Here is a 17767-nt window from a genome sequence, read left to right on the forward strand (position 1 = left end):
GGAAACGTGCCGTGCGCGGCCGAAAATGAGGCATCCGCCCCATGTTCAAACGCGCCGGCGAGGCGCACAATCAGCGAATGAAGCGATTCTTGATTGTCGGTTACGGCGCCGCCGCTTACCTGCTCTTTCTTGCCGCATTTCTGTACCTCGTGGCGTTCTTGGGAAACTTCTGGGTGCCGCGAACCGTCGATCACGGCCTGCCGGCGCCGATCGGTGAGGCGGTGCTGATCAACATCGGGCTGCTTGCCGTGTTCGCCGTCCAGCACAGCGTCATGGCGCGGCCGTCGTTCAAGGCGTGGTGGACGCGGATCGTGCCATCGCCGATCGAGCGCAGCACCTACGTGGTGCTGTCCAGCGCCGTGCTGGTGCTGCTCTACTGGCAATGGCGGACGATGCCGGCCGTCGTCTGGGACGTGCGGCCACCGGCCGGGCGCCTGGCGCTGTGGACGTTGTTCTGGCTCGGCTGGGCCATCGCGCTGGCCGCGACGTTCATGGTCAGCCACTTCGACCTGTTCGGCCTGCGCCAAGTGTATCTGGCGTGGCGCGGAAAACCCTACACGCACATAGGTTTTCACGCCCGGATGCTGTACCGGTTGGTGCGCCACCCGCTCATGCTCGGCTTCGTGATCGTCTTCTGGGCGGTGCCCACGATGACGGCCGGACACCTGCTGTTCTCGGTCGCCATGACGGGCTACATCCTGGTCGCCACCCACCTGGAGGAGCACGACCTGGTGGAGGCGCTGGGTGAGCATTATCGCGACTACCGTCGCCGGGTGCCGATGTTGCTGCCGCTGGGACACCGCCCACGGCGCGACCCGGCCCAACCGGCGGAGCTGCATTAGCTTTCGGGCGAGCGGTTCACCGCGGACGGCTGCTCGCTGCGAGGTGACCGGTGCGGTCACCCGATGTGTAGGGCCACGACCATCCACCGGGCGCCGCTCGCCGCGCCCACCTGCTCCACCCGGCAGGCGATGGCGTGGACTCGGTTCCCGCGGCTGTAGGAGCCGAAGACCTCGGCGGCCGCGTCCGGGTCCCGGTGGCCCGCCGGCTGCAGTCGCATGCGCCGCAACACGGCGGCACCCGCGTGGCCGGGCGCCCGCCCGGCCACCGAACGCCCCACCGCGACAACCGAATCCACCAGGCTGGGCGACAGCAACGGATGCAGCTGGGCGGCCGGGCGGCGCCGGTCGATGACCTCCAGCACGCGCCGCAGCGCCGCGTCGGCGAAGGTCGCCGCCTGGCGCATCCGCGCGGACATGACCGGCGCCGGCGCTCTGCTGAGTTGCCCGGTGTAGGACCGGGGCGTGGCGTGGCCGCCGCGGCGGCGTAGCGGAGTGCGCGAGGACGGCCGGCACGACGGGACGGTGCGCGGCACATCCTGGGTTTCCGGTTCGTAGTCGACGACCGGCATGACGGTGAAAGCGCCGGATGGATTCGCAACGGGGCTAGTGTTCAACGCGCACTCTCCAACTTCTCGGCCGGACCGGAAGCCTGCTGGAGAGGGGCAGACAGTCGTCATCATGGCATAAGTCGCAATCGCGCGTCCCCATGCCGACGTGCGCCGCGGGCTGGACGATTACCGTTGGCCAGACATCGTTTGAGGCGACAGGGCGATGAATCGACGAGGAGGACTGCGCCGTATGGTGACCCGGTTGTCCCCGCCGGACGCGTCGTTCTATCGGCTGGAAAACACCGCCACCCCCATGTACGTCGGATCGCTGGCCATCCTGCGCCGTCCGCGGGCCGGGCTGAGTTATGAGACGCTGCTGGCCACCGTCGAGCAGCGGCTGCCCCAGATCCCGCGCTACCGGCAGAAGGTCCGCGAGGTGCCGGTCGGCACGGCCCGGCCGGTGTGGATCGACGACGCCGACTTCGACATCACTTATCACGTGCGGCGCTCGGCGCTGCCCTCGCCGGGCAGCGACGGTCAACTGCACGAACTGATCGCGCGGCTGGCCGCGCGGCCGCTGGACAAGTCGCGGCCGCTCTGGGAGATGTACCTGGTCGAGGGCCTGTCCAAGAACCGGCTCGCCCTCTACACCAAATCGCATCAAGCCCTGATCAACGGGATGGCGGCGCTGGAGATCAACCACGTCATCAGCGACCGGACGAGGCGCCCGCCCCCGGCCCCCGAAGACATCTGGATCCCGGAACGCGACCCGGGCAACACCCGGCTGGTGCTGGGTGCGATCGGTGAGTGGCTGACCGGTCCGAGCGCGCAGCTGCAGGCCGTCGGGTCCGCGATCGGCGGCCTGGTGACCAACTACGGCGAGCTCGTCGGCGCCGGGCGCCGGGCGTTCGATTTCGTGCGCAACCTGGCCCGGGGCGACGCGCCCAGCAGCCCGCTCAACGCCACCGTTTCGCGTCATCGCCGGTTCACCGTCGCCACCGGCAGCCTCGAGGACTACCGCGCCGTGCGCGCCCGCTATGACTGCGACGTCAACGACGTGGTGCTCGCGGTGATCGCCGGCGCGCTGGGCAACTGGCTGATGTCGCGTGGGGTGGCGGTGTCGCCGACGGCGACGGTGCGGGCGATGGCGCCGCTGTCGGTGTACGACGACGGCGACCTCGACGCGAGCGGCCCCGGCCAGGCGATCAGCCAGGTCATGCCGTTCCTCGTCGACCTGCCGGTGGGGGAGCCCAACGCCGTGGTGCGGCTCTCGCAGATCGCGCACGCCACCGAGTCCAACCCGACGGCCGCCCAGCTGGTGGACGCCAGGACCATCGTCACGCTGTCGGGGTTCGCCCCGCCCACGCTGCACGCCATGGGAATCCGCGTCGCGACCAGTTTCCCGAGCTTCTCCAAGCGCACGTTCAACCTCCTGATCACCAACGCGCCGGGGGCCCAGTCGCAGATGTACGTCGCCGGCACCAAGTTGCTGGAGACCTACACGGTGCCGCCGCTGCTGCAGAACCAGGCGCTGGCGATCGGGGTGACGTCGTACAACGGCATGCTCTATTACGGAATCAACGCCGACCGCGAGGCCATGAGCGACGTCGACCTGCTGCCGGGACTGCTGAGCCAGGCGCTCGAGGAGCTGCTGGAGGCTTCCCGGTCCTAGCCGGCGGTGAAAACCCCTGCGTGCGGCTATCCTTCGTTGCTGTGAAGCCAGCCGCGCCCGAGATCTCCGACGCCTCCACGCCGATCTAGCCAACATGACCGTCGTCTACATCCCCGCCACGCTGGCCATGCTGCAGCAGCTCGTCGCCGACGGCTCGCTGCGTCCGGTCAGCGGCACGGCGTTCGCGCTGACGCCAAAGTTGCGCGAGGCCTACGCCGCGGGCGACGACGACGAGCTCGCCGACGTGGCGCTGCGCGAGGCGGCGCTGGCCTCTCTGCGCCTGTTGGCGGGCGAAGCGCCCTCGGATTCCCGGCCGCCGCGCCGCGCGGTGCTGGCCGCCGACGTCGACTTCGACGCATCCGGGGTCACCTACCGTCCCGACCTCGACGACGCCGTCGTCAGGCTGCCCGGCGCGGTCCCGATCGAGGACGTGATCGCCGCGTACGTCGACAACGCGGGTGCCGAGGAGGCGGTGGCCAGGGCCATCGAGGCCGTCGACGCCGCGGACCTGGGCGACGAGGACGCCGAGCTGATCGTCGGCGACGCGCAAGACCACGACTTGGCCTGGTACGCCAACCAGGAGCTGCCGTTTTTGCTGGAGCTGATGTGACGCTGTGAGGCATTCCCGCCCCGAGCGCTAGCTACGACACCGTAGGTTACGGTACCGTAGGTTTCGTGAAGCACACAGAATCGATCACAATGTGAGCGTAAGTAAAGCGCCACGTCGTGAGCAGGAGCTTCCTCTGGGCAAACGGAACCCATCGATCGCGGGCAACGTCGTCGACACCAAGCGGCCCGTGGTCGCCGGTGCCGACCGGCATCCCGGCTGGCACGCCCTGCGCAAGCTCGCCGCGCGCATCACGACGCCGCTACTGCCCGACGACTATCTGCACCTGGCCAATCCGCTCTGGTCGGCGCGCGAACTGCGAGGACGCGTCCTGCAGGTGCGTCGCGAGACGGAGGACTCCGCCACCCTGGTCATCAAGCCGGGTTGGGGCTTCAACTTCGACTACCAGCCGGGCCAGTACATCGGCATCGGACTGCTGATGGACGGGCGCTGGCGCTGGCGGTCGTATTCACTGACCTCGACCCCGGCGGCGACGCCCGCGCGCTCCGGTTCGGCGCGCACCGTGACCATCACCGTCAAGGCGATGCCGGAGGGATTCCTCTCGTCGCACCTGGTGGCCGGCGTTGAACCGGGCACCGTCGTCCGGCTGGCCGCGCCGCAGGGCAACTTCGTCCTGCCCGACCCCGCGCCCGCCTCGATCCTGTTCCTCACCGCCGGCTCCGGGATCACGCCCGTGATGTCGATGTTGCGAACCCTGGTGCGCCGCAACCAAATCGGTGACATCGCCCACCTGCATTCGGCCCCCACGGAATCGCACGTGATGTTTCGCGGCGAGCTGGCCGCGCTGCAGGCCGACCACCCGGGCTATCGGTTGCAGCTGCGCGAGACGCGCACCCAGGGCCGGCTCGACCTGTCCGCGCTGGACGCCGACGTGCCGGACTGGCGCGAGCGCCAAACCTGGGCCTGCGGGCCGGAGGGCCTGCTCACCGCGGCCGAGCGCGTGTGGTCGGCCGCGGGCATCGCCGAGCGGTTGCATCTCGAGCGGTTCGCGGTGTCCAAGGCCGCGCCCGCCGGTGCGGGCGGGACGGTCACCTTCGCGCAAAGCGGACGCACCGTCGCCGCCGACGCCGCGACGTCGTTGATGGATGCGGGGGAGAGCGTCGGCGTGCAGATGCCGTTCGGGTGCCGCATGGGTATCTGCCAGTCCTGCGTGGTCGGCCTGGTGGAGGGCCACGTCCGCGACCTGCGGACCGGCCAGGAGCACGACCCGGGGACCCGGGTGCAGACCTGCGTGTCGGCCGCGTCCGGCGATTGCGTGCTCGACATTTAAAGGCTACTCACAGGTAACCTACGGATTCGTAGGTTACGATAGCGTAGGTCTAGTACCGAACAAACGACCGCAGGGAGATGACGACGATGGCGATCAGTGACGTCGACGTATTCGCCCATCTGACGGACGCCGATATCGAAAACCTGGCCGTTGAGCTCGATGCCATCCGCCAGGACGTGGAAGACTCGCGCGGCGAGCGGGACGCTCGCTACATCCGCCGCACCATCGCGGCCCAGCGCGCGCTCGAGGTAACCGGCCGGCTGCTGCTGGCCGCCAGCTCGCGGCGCTCGGCCTGGTGGGCGGGGACGGTGACGCTGGGCGTGGCCAAGATCGTCGAGAACATGGAGATCGGCCACAACGTCATGCACGGGCAGTGGGACTGGATGAACGATCCGGAGATTCACTCCTCGACGTGGGAGTGGGACATGAGCGGGTCGTCCAAGCACTGGCGCTACACCCACAACTTCGTGCACCACAAGTACACCAACATCCTCGGGATGGACGACGACGTCGGCTACGGCCTGCTGCGCGTCACCCGCGACCAGCGCTGGAAGCGCTTCAACATCTTCAACCTGGTGTACAACACTCTGCTGGCCCTCCTCTTCGAGTGGGGCGTCGGCCTGCAGCACGTGGAGCTCGGCAAGATCGCCAAGCGACGCATGGACAACGACGAAGCCCGGGAGCGGGTCGACGAGTTCCTGGCCAAGGCCGGGCGGCAGGTGTTCAAGGACTACGTGGCGTTCCCCGCGCTGACCTCGTTGTCACCCGGAGCCACCTACATGTCCACGCTGAAGGCCAACGCGCTTGCCAACGTGATTCGCAACGTGTGGGCCAACGCGGTGATCTTCTGCGGCCATTTCCCCGACGGCGCAGAGAAATTCACCAAGACCGACATGATCGGCGAGACCAAGGGGCAGTGGTACCTGCGCCAGATGCTGGGCAGCGCCAACTTCGAGGCGGGCCCCGCCCTGCGCTTCATGAGCGGCAACCTGTGCCACCAGATCGAGCACCACCTGTACCCGGACCTGCCGAGCAACCGGCTGCACGAGATCTCGGTGCGGGTGCGCCAGGTCTGTGACAAGTACGACTTGCCTTACACCACAGGGTCTTTCCTGTTCCAGTACGCGAAGACGTGGCGCACGCTGGCCAAGCTGTCGCTGCCGAACAAGTACTTGCGCGACGACGCCGACAACGCCCCGGAGACCCGCAGCGAGCGGATGTTCGACGAACTCGAGCCGGGTTTCTTGGGTACCGATCCGGCCACCGGCCGCCGCCGCGGTTTGAAGTCCGCGATCGCCGCCGTGCGCGGTTGGCGGCGCGGGAAGCGCGCGGCCGTCGCGCGCAGTGTCGACGACGGCCTCGCCGCCTAGGGCGCTTGCTGCCTAGAGGTTCTCGCCGAACGTGTTCTGGCGGCGACTATTTCGCTGGCTATTCGCCCTGAGTGCACGCTCGCCGCGGGCGTCGTCAGGGATGCGCGACGAGGTAGGTCTCGTTGCCCAGGTCGGCGGTGAGTTCGTCGACGTCGAAGGGGCGGTCGAGCCGCGCGGCCAACGCCTCCTTGTCGACGAGCAGGCCGATCTCCGCGGTCTGGCGCGCGAAAAGCCGACCGATGTACGGGTAGATGCGGCGCATGATCGCCCGCTCGGCCGACGTGCAGCGTGACGCGCAGTAGCCGACGTGGCCGATTTCGTCGGTGAGGATTTCGCTGTAGAGCAATTCGATTCGCTGGGCGACGTCCGGTTCGTCGGCGAAGAGCCTTCCGCCCACGCGGCGCAGTTCGTCAAACATGATGCAGCCGGCCATCTCTGCGGCCCCGACGAACAGGAAGCCGAGCCGTTCGGGCAGGAATACGCTCGTCTTGACGAACTGGCGCATCACGAAAGGCGGGGGCACAACCTGGAAGGTGAGATCGAAGACGTCCAGCGCGTAGGCGAGCAGCCGCGTGTGGTAGTGCTCCTCGAGTTCGAGGTAGACGTTCTCGGGCGGCAGGCTCTCGTCGCTGTTACGCCCATAGGTTTCGCCGAGTCCCACGCCGAACCGCTCGGCCTGATTCAGCTTGGCGGTCGCCAGCAGGAACAGCATTTTCGGGTCCAGGCCGGGTTCGGGTCGCCGGCGGCGCAGGTTGCGCAGGAACGTCTGCCGGTCGGCCGGTTGGGCCGACCGGACGGGGTTGGCTTCGAGTTCGCCGAAGAACCGCTCTCGGTTCGCCAGCCGCCTGTTGAGCAGGTCGGCCTCGCCGTCGCGGCGGGCCAGGAAGTCCCGGTAGCCCTCGATGCCCGTGCGATTCATCGTCTCTCCATTCCCTTGACAATCGTTGCCACGTAACGGCCCAACAGCGCTTCGTCGTGCGCTCCGGTGGACAGCAGCGCGAAAAGCCCGGTGAGGAAGAACGTTCCGAGTTCCGCCGCGTCGGCGTCGGCGGGCACCTGTCCCTCGTCTTGGGCCCGGCCGATCACGCCCACCAGGAACTGGGCGAGGGGATGCTGCGTCAGTTCGTCTTCGACCGGACGGGTCGAGGAGAAATGCAACCCGAGCATGTCGCGGAAAACGGCGTCGCCCAGCCGGCGTTCGGCACGCAGAACGTGCTGTACAACTTGTGACAGCACGGAGGCCAGATCGCCCTTGGCATCGCCGAGTTCGCTGATGATCCGGGTCTCCTCGTTGCGCTCCACCTCGATAAGGACGTGCTCCTTGGTGGGGAAGTGGAAGTAGAACGTCCCCCTCACCAAGCCCGCCGCGGCGGCGATGGCGCTGACGTCGGCGGCGGCGAACCCGCGTTGCGAGATCTCGGACAACGCCGCGTCGAACAGGCGCGCCCGCGTCTCGAGCCGCCGGGCCTCCCGGACGCTCGCGGCTGCAGAGTTGGCCGGGGATGCTGCGCGTGCCGACGCCATGCAGGCACGGTACGCCAATCGCTGACGCCCGTCAATGACGGGCGTCAGCGAATTTGGTCGTCAGGAGCCGCCGGTCGCCTTTTCGGCCAGTGCCGCCAGCTTGGCGTCGAGTTGCTCGGCGGCGCTGAGCAACTCGGGATTGGGCTCGACGACCATCAGTGACGACGGCTTGACATAGGTCACGCTGCTGCCATCGTCGCCCTCGTCGGCGACCAACAGCTCGACCGGGGCGAACAATCCGGCCTTGACGTCGTGGCGCAGCATGGTGATGGCGATCAGCGGGTTGCCGAGGATGACGCGCAACGCCTTGCGGTCGATGCCGGCCTTGGTGATCCAGGCGCCGTGGTCGACCGTGCCGAATAACATGAATCCACTTGGGCCGGCGTGGTTTTGGATTCGACCCTCGTATTCCTGCCAGTCGCCGGTCGTCGTCGTAATGTCGTCGATCGGCACCGGGCTTTCTCCGATGTCGGCGAGCAGCGCGCCGACCAGCGCGTCATAGCTCTTGGCGCTGTCGTAGCGCACCCGAATGCCCTCGAACTTGGTTTCAGACGCAGACACTTTCGACCTCCTCTGGTCCGATGCTCTCGTGTACCTGGGTACGTGGGGTGCGATCGATGAGCAGGCTGAGCGTTTCGGGCCGGCTGTAGTGGCCGCCGGCATCCATCAGCGCCTTCCGCGTGTTGATCAACGACAAGTCGAGGTCAGCGATGACGTCGCCCTCGCCCGTGCGCAGCGGCTCACCCACGTATTCGCCCTGGGGCGTGATGATCGCGGTGAAGTGGCCGCCCGAGATAGGTCCGATCGGACAGTCGGTGTCGGCCATGATCTGCGCCTGCTGATCCGCTTCGAGCCACGCGGTCGCGTTGACGACGAAGGCGCCCGACTCGAGCGCGTGATTGCGCACGCTGATCTCCATCTGCCGCGCGAACAGGTCGCCGCCGAAAGATCCGGGGAACATGCTCGAGTGGATCTGCTCGTCGTCGGCGATCAAGGCGTAGCGGGCCAATGCATTGAAGTGTTCGTAGCACGCCAACTGTCCGACGCGCCCGACTGCGCTGTCGACCGCGCGCAGCCCACTACCGTCGCCCTGGCCCCAGACCATCCGTTCGTGGTAGGTCGGCATGATCTTGCGGCGGCGCTGCAGCAGGGTGCCGTCGGCGTCGAACAACAACTGCGTGTTGTACAGCGAAGCACCGTCGCGCTCGTTGACACCGATCGATACGACCATGCCTGCCGCACGGGCGGCCTCGGCGATCGCGTCGACCGCCGGCGACGGGATCGCCACGGCCTGGTCGAGGAGCCGCAGGTGCTCCGGTCGCATCTCGAAGGGGCGCTGGACGAACGAGAAGTACGGGTAGTAGGGAATCACCGTTTCCGGGAATGTCGCGAACTGCACGTCGCGGCGTGCCAGCTGCGCGATCTTGCCGACCACCTTTTCCACGGTGCCCTCGCGACTGTAAAGGACGGGGCTGAGCTGCACTGCGGCGGCGCGGATTACGTCCATCGCCCCGTCTCCTAGCCCAGTCGCTCGATGATGGTGGCGTTGGCCATGCCGCCGCCCTCGCACATCGTCTGCAGCCCATACCGGCCACCGCGCTGCTCCAAAGCGTTCACCAGCGTCGTCATGATGCGAGCGCCGCTGGCGCCCAACGGATGACCAATCGCGATCGCTCCGCCGTTGACGTTGGTCTTGGCCAGATCGGCTCCGGTGTCGTGCGCCCAGGCCAGCACCACGGGCGCGAACGCCTCGTTCACCTCGAACAGGTCGATGTCGGCCAGCGTGAGCCCGGCTTTCGACAACACCTTCTCGGTGGCGGGAATGACGCCGGTCAGCATGTAGAGCGGGTCGGAGCCCACCACGGTGGTGGTGTGGATCCGGGCCAGCGGGCGCAGGCCCAGTTTCTGGGCGACCTCGCTGCTGGTGATCATGACCGCGGCGCTGCCGTCGGACAGCGGCGACGAGTTGCCCGGGGTGATCTCCCAATTGATCTGCGGGAAACGGGCTTTGGCCGCCTCGCTGTAGAACGCCGGCTGCAATCCGGATAGGGTCTGCACCGTCGTACCGGGGCGGATGATCTCGTCGGTGGCGAGCCCGGCAATCGGGATGAGCTCGTTGTCGAATAGCCCGTCCTTGGTGGCGCGGGCCGCCTTCTCGTGGCTGCCCGCGGAGAACTCGTCGAGTTCGGTGCGCGAAAAGCCCCACTTCGCGGCGATCAGTTCGGCGCTGATGCCTTGGGGCACCAGGCCCTCGGGATAGCGCGCGTCCATCCCCTCGCCGAACGGGTTGCTGCCCGGTGACACCTGGCTGCCCATCGGGACGCGCCCCATCGATTCCACGCCGGCGGCGATCACCAGGTCGTAGGCGCCGGCGATCACACCCTGTGCCGCGAAGCTGATGGCCTGCTGGCTGCTACCGCACTGGCGGTCGATGGTGACACCGGGCACCGTCTCCGGGAATCCCGCGCCCAGCAGGGCATTGCGGGCGATGTTGACGGCCTGGTCACCGACCTGGGTGACGGCGCCGGCGATGACATCGTCGACCTGTGCCGGATCGACACCGGTGCGCGTCACCAGCTCGCGCAGGCTGTGCGCGAGCAGGTCGGCGGGCAGCACATCGTGCAGCGCGCCACTGGCCTTGCCCTTGCCGATGGGCGTGCGCACTGCTCCGACGATGACGGCGTCGCGACCCTGGTTCATGGCTCCTCCTCGAGTCCATCTGGGTATATCAAGCTATACTCAGATAAACACCTCGGTATGCTGAAAGCAACCCAGCCGGGGAGGTGATTTAGATGACACTGCTGCAGGGGCCGCTGGCCGACCGCGACGCCTGGTCGGCGGTGGGCGAGTGCGCGATCGAAAAGACGATGGGGGTCGTCGGTACCAAATCCGCGATGCTGATCATGCGCGAGGCGTACTACGGCACCACTCGTTTCGACGACTTCACCCGCCGGGTGGGCATCACCAAGGCCGCCACCTCGGCGCGGCTGGCCGAGCTCGTCGAGCTCGGACTGCTACGGCGCCAGCCCTATCGGGAGCCCGGCCAGCGCAGCCGCGACGAGTATGTGCTCACCCAGGCGGGCATCGATTTCATGCCGGTGGTGTGGGCGATGTTCGAGTGGGGGAGGCATCATCTGCCGGGGCGTCACCGGCTGCGGCTGACACACGTGGGCTGCGGTGCCGAGGTCAGCGTCGAAATCCGGTGCGCCGAGGGACATTTGGTGCCGCCGGATGAGCTCGGCATGCGGCTGGCTAAGAAGCCTGGTTGAGTGCGGCCAGCAGTCGGCGGGCGGCCGCGACGCGGCGGGCGGCGGGCCCGGTCAGTGTGTCCAGCGCGCACTCGGGGTCGGCCGGCGGGCCCATGTGCCCGCAGCCGCGCGGACAGTCCTCGATGGCGTCCGCCAAATCCGAGAACGCCATCATGACGTCGTCGGGCTGGATATGGGCCAGCCCGAAGGAGCGGATGCCCGGCGTGTCGATCACCCAGCCCGACGTCGCCAGTGGGAGCGCGACCGATTGCGTGGAGGTGTGCCGCCCCCGGCCGATGTCGGTCACGTCGCCGACGGCGCGGTCCGCGTCGGGCACCAGCCGGTTCACCAACGTTGACTTGCCGACGCCGGAATGCCCGAGCAGCACGGTGATCTTGCCGGCGAGCAAATCCGCCACGGCGAGCAGGGGATCGTCGCGGCCCGCGACGACCACCGTCAGATCCAGGTCGACGAACTGCTCCGCGAACGGCTCCGGCGGGGCGAGGTCGGTCTTGGTCAGGCACAGGATCGGGGTGAGTCCGCCGGCATAGGCGGCGATCAGCGTCCGGTCCACCAGCCCGGTGCGGGGAGGCGGGTCGGCGAGCGCCACCACGATCAGTAGCTGGTCGGCGTTGGCGACGACCACCCGTTCGGTCGGATCGGTGTCATCGGCGGTGCGCCGCAACACAGTTCGGCGCTCACCGCGGCGCACGATGCGGGCCAGCGTGTCCGTCCGCCCGGACAGATCGCCGACCACATCGACCTCGTCGCCGACGACGATCGGCGTGCGGCCCAGTTCCCGGGCCCGCATGGCGGTGACCCGACGGTCGACGTCGCCGCCCAGCACGCACCCCCAGCGGCCGCGGTCGACACTGACCACCATGGCGGCCTGGGCGTCGGCGTGCTCGGGACGCGTCTTCGTCCGCGGCCGCGAACCCCGGCCGGAGCGGATCTTGACGTCGGACTCGTCGTAGTCGCCGGGCTTCACATGCCGCGGTCTTCCTGTGCGGTCAGCATGTCGGCCCACAGCCGCGGAAAGTCGGGCAGCGTCTTGGTGGTGGCGCCGATGTCGTCGACCTCGACGCCGGCTACCCGAAGCCCGACGATTGCGCCCGCCATCGCCATCCGGTGGTCGGCGTACGCGCGCCAGACGCCCGGCCGCAGCGGTGTCGCGGTGATCACCAGGCCGTCGGGCGTTTCGGTGCAATCGCCGCCCAGGCGGTTGATTTCGGCGCTCAGCGCGGCGAGCCGATCGGTCTCGTGGCCGCGCAGGTGGGCGATGCCGGACAGGCGCGACACCGAGCCCGGGGCCGCCAGCGCCGCCAGGGCGGCCACCGACGGGGTCAGCTCGCCGACCGCGCGCAGGTCGACGTCAAAACCGCCGTAGTCCCCGGAGCCGCGCGCCTCCAGGTGCGAATCATGTTGGGTGACAACAGCATTCAACTTGCCCAACACGGCCAGGATGTGCTCGGCGGGTTGCACGCTGTTCGCCGGCCAGCCCGTGATGCGCACCGCGCCGCCGGTGACGACGGCCGCCGCCAGGAACGGGACGGCGTTCGTCAGGTCCGGCTCGACCACCCAGTGCCGGGCCGCGACCGGCCCGGGTCGCACCCGCCAGCGGTTGGGGACGGAGTCGTCGACGTCGACGCCGGCCTGGCGCAGCATCGTCACCGTCATCGCGATGTGCGGCGCCGACGGCAACGCCGAACCGGTGTGCCGCACCGTCAGCCCCTCGGCGAAAGAGGCCGCGCACAACAGCAACCCGGAGACGAACTGTGACGAGGCCGAGGCGTCGATCTCGACGGTGCCCCCGGGGACCGCGCCGGTGCCCAGGACCCGAAACGGCAGACCCGAGCCATCGATCCGCACGCCCAACCCGCGCAGCGCGTCGAGTAGCGGCGCGATGGGCCGCGCCCTGGCCTGCTCGTCGCCGTCGAACTCGACGATCGATTCGGCGAGCGCCGCCAGCGGCGGGACGAACCGCAGCACCGTGCCCGCCAGGCCGCAATCGACCTGTGCCATCGGTTCCGGCACCACGCGGCCGCTGACCGTCAACTCCGTCCCGTCGCCGTCGACGCGCAGGCCCAGCGTGCGCAGCGCGCCGATCATCAAGTCGGTGTCCCGGCTGCGCAGTGCCCCGCTGATGGTCGGGGTGCCCTGGCCCTGCGCCGCCGCCAGCGCCGCCAGCACCAGGGTCCGGTTGGTCTGCGATTTCGAACCGGGAACGGTCACGGTCGCGTGCACCGGTTGCGGTGCCCGGGGGGCCGTCCACGTAGTCACCGGTCCATCATCGCCTGTCACCGGTTGTTGCCACCAATAGGAGTTCGCGACTTCTGCCACCCACAGGAGTTCGGTGGCTTCTGCCACCCATAGGAGTTCCGTGGCTTCTGCCACCCATAGGAGTCCCGTGGCTTCTGCCACCATGGAGGTATGTGCGGACGGTTTGCGGTCACGACCGACCCGGCCCTGTTGGCCCAGAAGATCAAGGCGATCGACGAGACCACCGGCGCCGACGCCGATTCGAGCGCGCCCAACTACAACGTGGCTCCGACCTCGACCATCGCGACCGTCGTCAGCCGGCATTCCGAACCCGAGGACGAGCCGACGCGGCGGGTGCGGCTGATGCGCTGGGGCTTGGTGCCGCCGTGGGCCAAGGCGGGCGCCGACGGCGCGCCCGAAACCAAGGGTCCGATGCTGATCAACGCCCGCGCCGACAAGGTCACCAGCTCGCCGGCCTTCCGGACCAGCGCCAAGTCCAAGCGTTGCCTGATCCCGATGGACGGCTACTACGAATGGCGGGTCAATTCCGACGCCGCGGCCGGCAAGAAGTCTCGCAAGACACCGTTTTTCATGTACCGGGAGGACGGCGAGCCGCTGTTCATGGCGGGCCTGTGGTCGGTATGGAAGCCGGCCAAGGACGCGTCGCCCCTGCTGAGCTGCACAATCATCACCACCGACGCGCCCGGGGAGCTCGCGCAGATCCACGATCGGATGCCGTTGGTGATGCCCGAACGCGATTGGGACCGATGGCTCGACCCCGACGCCCCGATCGACGAAAAACTGCTGGCCCGCACGCCCGACGTGCGCGCCATCCGCACGCGTGAGGTGTCGACGCTGGTCAACAACGTGCGCAACAACGGCCCGCAGCTACTCGAGCCGGCCGAGCCGGAGCCCGAGCAGGCACGGCTTCTCTAGCGCGCTAGGCGCGGGTTATGGCTCGCTGCCCAGGGCGGCCGCGGAGTCGAAATACCTTGCCTGAGAGTGGATTGAGAGGTGTCGACGAAGATGCCCGGTAAACCGATCATCTGATGCTGTCCATCGCTCTGGCCGTCGTGTAGAAACTCGGGCCACCGGAAAGTCCGCCGGTCCGCTAGGGGGAGTTGACCAAATCGGACGTCAGTTACTGAATCTCCAGTGATCAACTGCGCGCTGGGCTACTCTCCTGGATTTGTTAACGAGACGTTAACAAGCGCTCACAGCAGGGCAGTGGTCGAAGTCCGACCCGAACGTCAGTGGTGAGCGCCCTACGAGCTGGAGGCCGCGCGATGACACCCGAGTCAGCGAACATCAATATGAAGCTGGCCAGAGCGAAGAAGTTCGCCACTAATCGGTCGGCTGTGATCGCCGGGATCCTCATAAGCACACTGGTCTTGATCAGCGCGCTCGCCCATAACGGCCGGGCCGACTCGATGCCCGGCTCGGCGCCTACCTCGCTTGCGACATTCGCGTCCAGCCCGCCGGCGTCGTCAGATCCTCTGGACGCCTCGGCTGCGTCGGCCAAACTCGCCACACTGGCGATCAAGGGACGCGCACCGATAACGGGGTATGACCGCAGCCAGTTTGGACCGGCGTGGACCGACGACGTGACGGTGACGTACGGGCACAACGGCTGCGACACACGCAACGACATTCTTCGGCGTGACCTCGTTGCGGTCGAACTCAAACCCGAATCGAACGGCTGCACCGTGCTCGCCGGGGTATTACACGATCCCTATACCGGCAGCACTGTTGAGTTCCATCGCGGCCAGGGCACGCCTTCACAGGTGCAGATCGACCACGTTGTCGCGTTGTCGGATGCATGGCAGAAAGGGGCGCAGCAGTGGGACGCCGGCCAACGCCGCAACTTCGCCAATGACCCGATCAATCTTCAGGCCACGATCGCGTCGGTCAACGAACAGAAAGGTGACGGCGATGCTGCAACGTGGTTGCCGCCCAACAAGTCCTATCGCTGCACGTACGTTTCCCGCATCGTCGACGTGAAGTCCACCTATGGGCTGTGGGTGACGCAGGCGGAGCACGATGCCATCGCTCGGGTACTCGCGACCTGTGGTGGGGCCGCCGTCGCTCCCGCGACAGACATGATCACACCTGCTGCGCCGGAAACCAGTACTCAAGTCGTTCCGTCGCCAACCACCCCGGCGTCCAGTAGTGATTCGTCTGTGTACTACCCGAACTGCAAGGCCGCAAGGGCCGCGGGCGCCGCACCCATCTATGCCGGACAACCCGGATACCGACCTGGGTTAGACCGTGATGGCGATGGCGTAGCTTGCGAATAATCCATCGGATCGGCCGCAAGGCGTAGTCAAGTTTCGGACGTCGCGGATTCCCTTACGTCGCAGTGGTGTTCGGGGCGCATCGGCTCCGTCTTCGACCGCACGCGCCCATCGACATGCATCGCTGGCTGCGACTGCGGCATACCTCATGGAGGAGGACCTCGAAGGTCTGGGCAATGCCGACTGCGGCGTACCGGCGGGGTCGTTTCAATGGTGGATCTAGTCGCGCGTGACGCAAATTGGTCACGCCGCGCCTGGGTTGTCGGCTTCGTCGTCGTCGTGTTCGTGGTGGAGGAGTTTTTCGGGGTGGTGGTAGGTGTTGGTGCGGGGTTGGCCGCGCTCGAGGTGGGGTGGGGGTTTCCATTCGGTGTCGCCGCGGGTGTTTTTGCGGGTGGTCCAGCCGCCGGGGTCGAGCATGCGGTGATGCGGGCCGCAGGCGAAGGTGAGCTGGTTGATGTCGGTGCTGTGACAGGTGCTGTAGTCGGTGGTGTGGTGGACTTCGCAGTAGTAACCCGACACGGTGCAGCCCGGGGCGGTGCAGCCGCGGTCCTTGGCGTACAACACGATTCGCTGTCCCGGGGAGGCCAGCCGCTTGGTGTGATACAGCGCCAGGGCCTTGCCCTTATCGAAAATCGCCAAGTAGTGATGCGCGTGGCGGGCCAGGCGGATCACCTCACTCATCGGCAGGATGGTGCCCCCGCCGGTCAGGGCTCGCCCGGCGGCGGCCTCCAACTCGGCCAGGGTGGTGGTGACGATGATCGAGGCCGGTAACCCGTTGTGCTGACCCAACTCCCCAGAGGCCAACAGCCCACGCAGCCCGGCCAGCAGGGCGTCATGGCCGCGCTGAGCAGCCGAGCGGGTATCACGATCGATGGCCTCTTGGCTGGGCGTCCCCTCCACACACGGCATCTCATCAAGCGGGTTGCACATGCCCGGCGCACCGAGTTTGGCTTCCACGGCCTCCAGCGTGGCGCGTAGTTCGGGGGTGATCAGGCCCCGCAACTCCGACATGCCGTCGGCCTGTTGGCGGCCCAGGGTCACCCCGCGGCTACGGGCCCGGTCCTCGTCGGTGAAAAGGCCGTCGGGATTGAGGCAATCTTCCAGGACGTGGGCCAGGCCGTCGAGTTCGTCGGGCCGGTGATACGCGGCGTGACCGGCCAGCTCGGCCTCGACCCGCTCGCGGGTGGCCGGGTCGATCCAGCCGGGCAGGCGGCGAAAGAATCGGCGGATCACCGCCACATGGGCGGCGCCGAGTTCACCGCGGGCCTGGGCGGCGGCGGTGGCCGCCAACACCGGGGGCAAGGGTTCACCGGTCAGGCCGTGGCGCGGGCCCAGATCGGCGGCGTCTTTGACCCGCCGGGCGGCCTCGGTGTGGCTGATCCGCAGCCGGTCGGCGATCGCCTGGTCGAGTTTGGCGCCAAGTTCTTCGATGCCGGCTTGGCGGGCCAGGTGATTGATCAACGCATGCTCAGCCACCGGCAGCCGGCGGCGCGCCCTTTCGCAGCGCTCCAACAGCGCCAGGCACTCCCGAGGAGCCAGCGCATCAAAACTCAGCCCCGCCACGCCCTCGATCGCGGCATCAAGCGCATCGAAGGCCGCGCTGATCGCGTCCCGATCGATGATGCCGCCCGAACCCATACCGTCAAACTATCGAGGCCCACCGACACAAAACCCCGCAATGTGACCACAGAAACCACAGTGACACAAGGGAATTCAATATCCGTTTCCGATATCCGAAACCGGGCGCGGCGTCCCGGGTGGGGGCCGATTGCGCGCTCAGTCCGAGACCCGGCACCAAGTCTGTTGGAATTATCAAGCGCCAGTTGCCGGCCGTCGCAAGGTCGGGGTCGGGTAGAGGGCGCCAGTGCAAGGTCGGGCCACGGCGGGCCGCCACATCAGGGATCACGGACGGCAGGCCCCGATTCCCCGTAGACATTCAAAGTTGGTGGAAGGGTCGGTGCGCGGTTGGCCGATGACGATTTTGGCCAGACGGGAACGGCACGGTCGTACGTGCGCGGACTTTTATCCGTATTCGTCGCGTGCTGTCGAGTGCGGGTGGGCAAATAGGGCCGCTCGGCGGCAGTACTACGGTTCTTTTTCACCGATTTTTTA

At 67.7% G+C, this 17767-nt stretch carries 17 protein-coding genes; 8 read left to right on the forward strand and 9 right to left on the reverse strand.

What is annotated here, in order from left to right:
- Nucleotides 1–77: 77 nt before the first annotated feature.
- Nucleotides 78–842 carry a methanethiol S-methyltransferase gene (gene mddA, locus QGN31_RS05280; protein ID WP_193375516.1) on the forward strand — a complete coding sequence of 255 codons (765 nt, stop codon included), beginning with the start codon at nt 78–80 and terminating at the stop codon, nt 840–842.
- A gap of 56 nt (nt 843–898) precedes the next feature.
- Here mddA and QGN31_RS05285 read toward each other — a convergent pair whose 3' ends face one another.
- Nucleotides 899–1411, reverse strand: coding sequence for an Rv3235 family protein (locus tag QGN31_RS05285; protein WP_009957352.1), 513 nt, complete (start codon nt 1409–1411; stop codon nt 899–901).
- A 229-nt stretch (nt 1412–1640) separates the two neighbouring features.
- On the opposite strand from QGN31_RS05285, the gene QGN31_RS05290 reads away from it, so the two are divergent.
- From QGN31_RS05290 to QGN31_RS05305, 4 genes are all read left to right on the forward strand, one after another.
- On the forward strand, nt 1641–3062 hold the full coding sequence (locus QGN31_RS05290; RefSeq protein WP_008259749.1) for a WS/DGAT/MGAT family O-acyltransferase: 1422 nt from the start codon (nt 1641–1643) through the stop codon (nt 3060–3062).
- A gap of 94 nt (nt 3063–3156) precedes the next feature.
- The gene (locus QGN31_RS05295; protein WP_009957351.1) at nt 3157–3672 is read left to right on the forward strand and encodes a DUF6912 family protein; all 516 of its coding nucleotides are present in this window, start codon (nt 3157–3159) and stop codon (nt 3670–3672) included.
- A gap of 133 nt (nt 3673–3805) precedes the next feature.
- On the forward strand, nt 3806–4960 hold the full coding sequence (locus QGN31_RS05300) for a ferredoxin reductase (RefSeq protein ID WP_043955835.1): 1155 nt from the start codon (nt 3806–3808) through the stop codon (nt 4958–4960).
- Nucleotides 4961–5046: 86 nt separating this feature from the next.
- Complete coding sequence (locus QGN31_RS05305) at nt 5047–6330, forward strand: fatty acid desaturase family protein (protein ID WP_009952833.1); 1284 nt, start codon at nt 5047–5049, stop codon at nt 6328–6330.
- A gap of 94 nt (nt 6331–6424) precedes the next feature.
- On the opposite strand, the gene QGN31_RS05310 is transcribed toward QGN31_RS05305, so the two are convergent.
- The 5 genes from QGN31_RS05310 to QGN31_RS05330 are packed head-to-tail and all read right to left on the reverse strand — an operon-like array spanning nt 6425 to nt 10554.
- The gene (locus QGN31_RS05310) at nt 6425–7249 is read right to left on the reverse strand and encodes a hypothetical protein (protein WP_014942802.1); all 825 of its coding nucleotides are present in this window, start codon (nt 7247–7249) and stop codon (nt 6425–6427) included.
- Entirely contained in the window at nt 7246–7854 is a 609-nt protein-coding gene (locus QGN31_RS05315; RefSeq protein ID WP_014942801.1) for a TetR/AcrR family transcriptional regulator, read from the reverse strand. The genes QGN31_RS05310 and QGN31_RS05315 overlap by 4 nt, the downstream gene beginning before the upstream one ends.
- A 60-nt stretch (nt 7855–7914) precedes the next feature.
- Nucleotides 7915–8415, reverse strand: coding sequence for a DUF302 domain-containing protein (locus tag QGN31_RS05320; protein ID WP_014942800.1), 501 nt, complete (start codon nt 8413–8415; stop codon nt 7915–7917).
- Nucleotides 8402–9361: a carbon-nitrogen hydrolase family protein gene (locus QGN31_RS05325; RefSeq protein WP_008259741.1), complete on the reverse strand. Its 960-nt coding sequence runs from the start codon at nt 9359–9361 to the stop codon at nt 8402–8404. The genes QGN31_RS05320 and QGN31_RS05325 overlap by 14 nt, the downstream gene beginning before the upstream one ends.
- A gap of 11 nt (nt 9362–9372) precedes the next feature.
- Nucleotides 9373–10554 carry a thiolase family protein gene (locus tag QGN31_RS05330; RefSeq protein ID WP_009952826.1) on the reverse strand — a complete coding sequence of 394 codons (1182 nt, stop codon included), beginning with the start codon at nt 10552–10554 and terminating at the stop codon, nt 9373–9375.
- A gap of 92 nt (nt 10555–10646) precedes the next feature.
- On the opposite strand from QGN31_RS05330, the gene QGN31_RS05335 reads away from it, so the two are divergent.
- On the forward strand, nt 10647–11123 hold the full coding sequence (locus QGN31_RS05335) for a winged helix-turn-helix transcriptional regulator (protein ID WP_014942798.1): 477 nt from the start codon (nt 10647–10649) through the stop codon (nt 11121–11123).
- On the opposite strand, the gene rsgA is transcribed toward QGN31_RS05335, so the two are convergent.
- On the reverse strand, nt 11107–12090 hold the full coding sequence (gene rsgA, locus QGN31_RS05340) for a ribosome small subunit-dependent GTPase A (protein ID WP_014385648.1): 984 nt from the start codon (nt 12088–12090) through the stop codon (nt 11107–11109). The genes QGN31_RS05335 and rsgA overlap by 17 nt on opposite strands.
- Entirely contained in the window at nt 12087–13382 is a 1296-nt protein-coding gene (aroA, locus tag QGN31_RS05345) for a 3-phosphoshikimate 1-carboxyvinyltransferase (RefSeq protein WP_029384202.1), read from the reverse strand. Before aroA ends, rsgA begins: the two co-directional genes overlap by 4 nt.
- 150 nt (nt 13383–13532) lie before the next feature.
- On the opposite strand from aroA, the gene QGN31_RS05350 reads away from it, so the two are divergent.
- Complete coding sequence (locus QGN31_RS05350) at nt 13533–14297, forward strand: SOS response-associated peptidase (RefSeq protein WP_014942797.1); 765 nt, start codon at nt 13533–13535, stop codon at nt 14295–14297.
- Nucleotides 14298–14674: 377 nt separating this feature from the next.
- Nucleotides 14675–15658, forward strand: coding sequence for a GmrSD restriction endonuclease domain-containing protein (locus tag QGN31_RS05355; RefSeq protein ID WP_014942796.1), 984 nt, complete (start codon nt 14675–14677; stop codon nt 15656–15658).
- A gap of 240 nt (nt 15659–15898) precedes the next feature.
- Here the strand turns inward: QGN31_RS05355 and QGN31_RS05360 are convergent, their stop codons facing one another.
- Nucleotides 15899–17293: an HNH endonuclease signature motif containing protein gene (locus QGN31_RS05360; protein WP_014942795.1), complete on the reverse strand. Its 1395-nt coding sequence runs from the start codon at nt 17291–17293 to the stop codon at nt 15899–15901.
- Nucleotides 17294–17767: the final 474 nt, after the last annotated feature.

It is taken from the genome of Mycobacterium sp. 2-64 (genome assembly GCF_035918375.1).
Taxonomy (GTDB): Bacteria; Actinomycetota; Actinomycetes; order Mycobacteriales; family Mycobacteriaceae; genus Mycobacterium; species Mycobacterium intracellulare.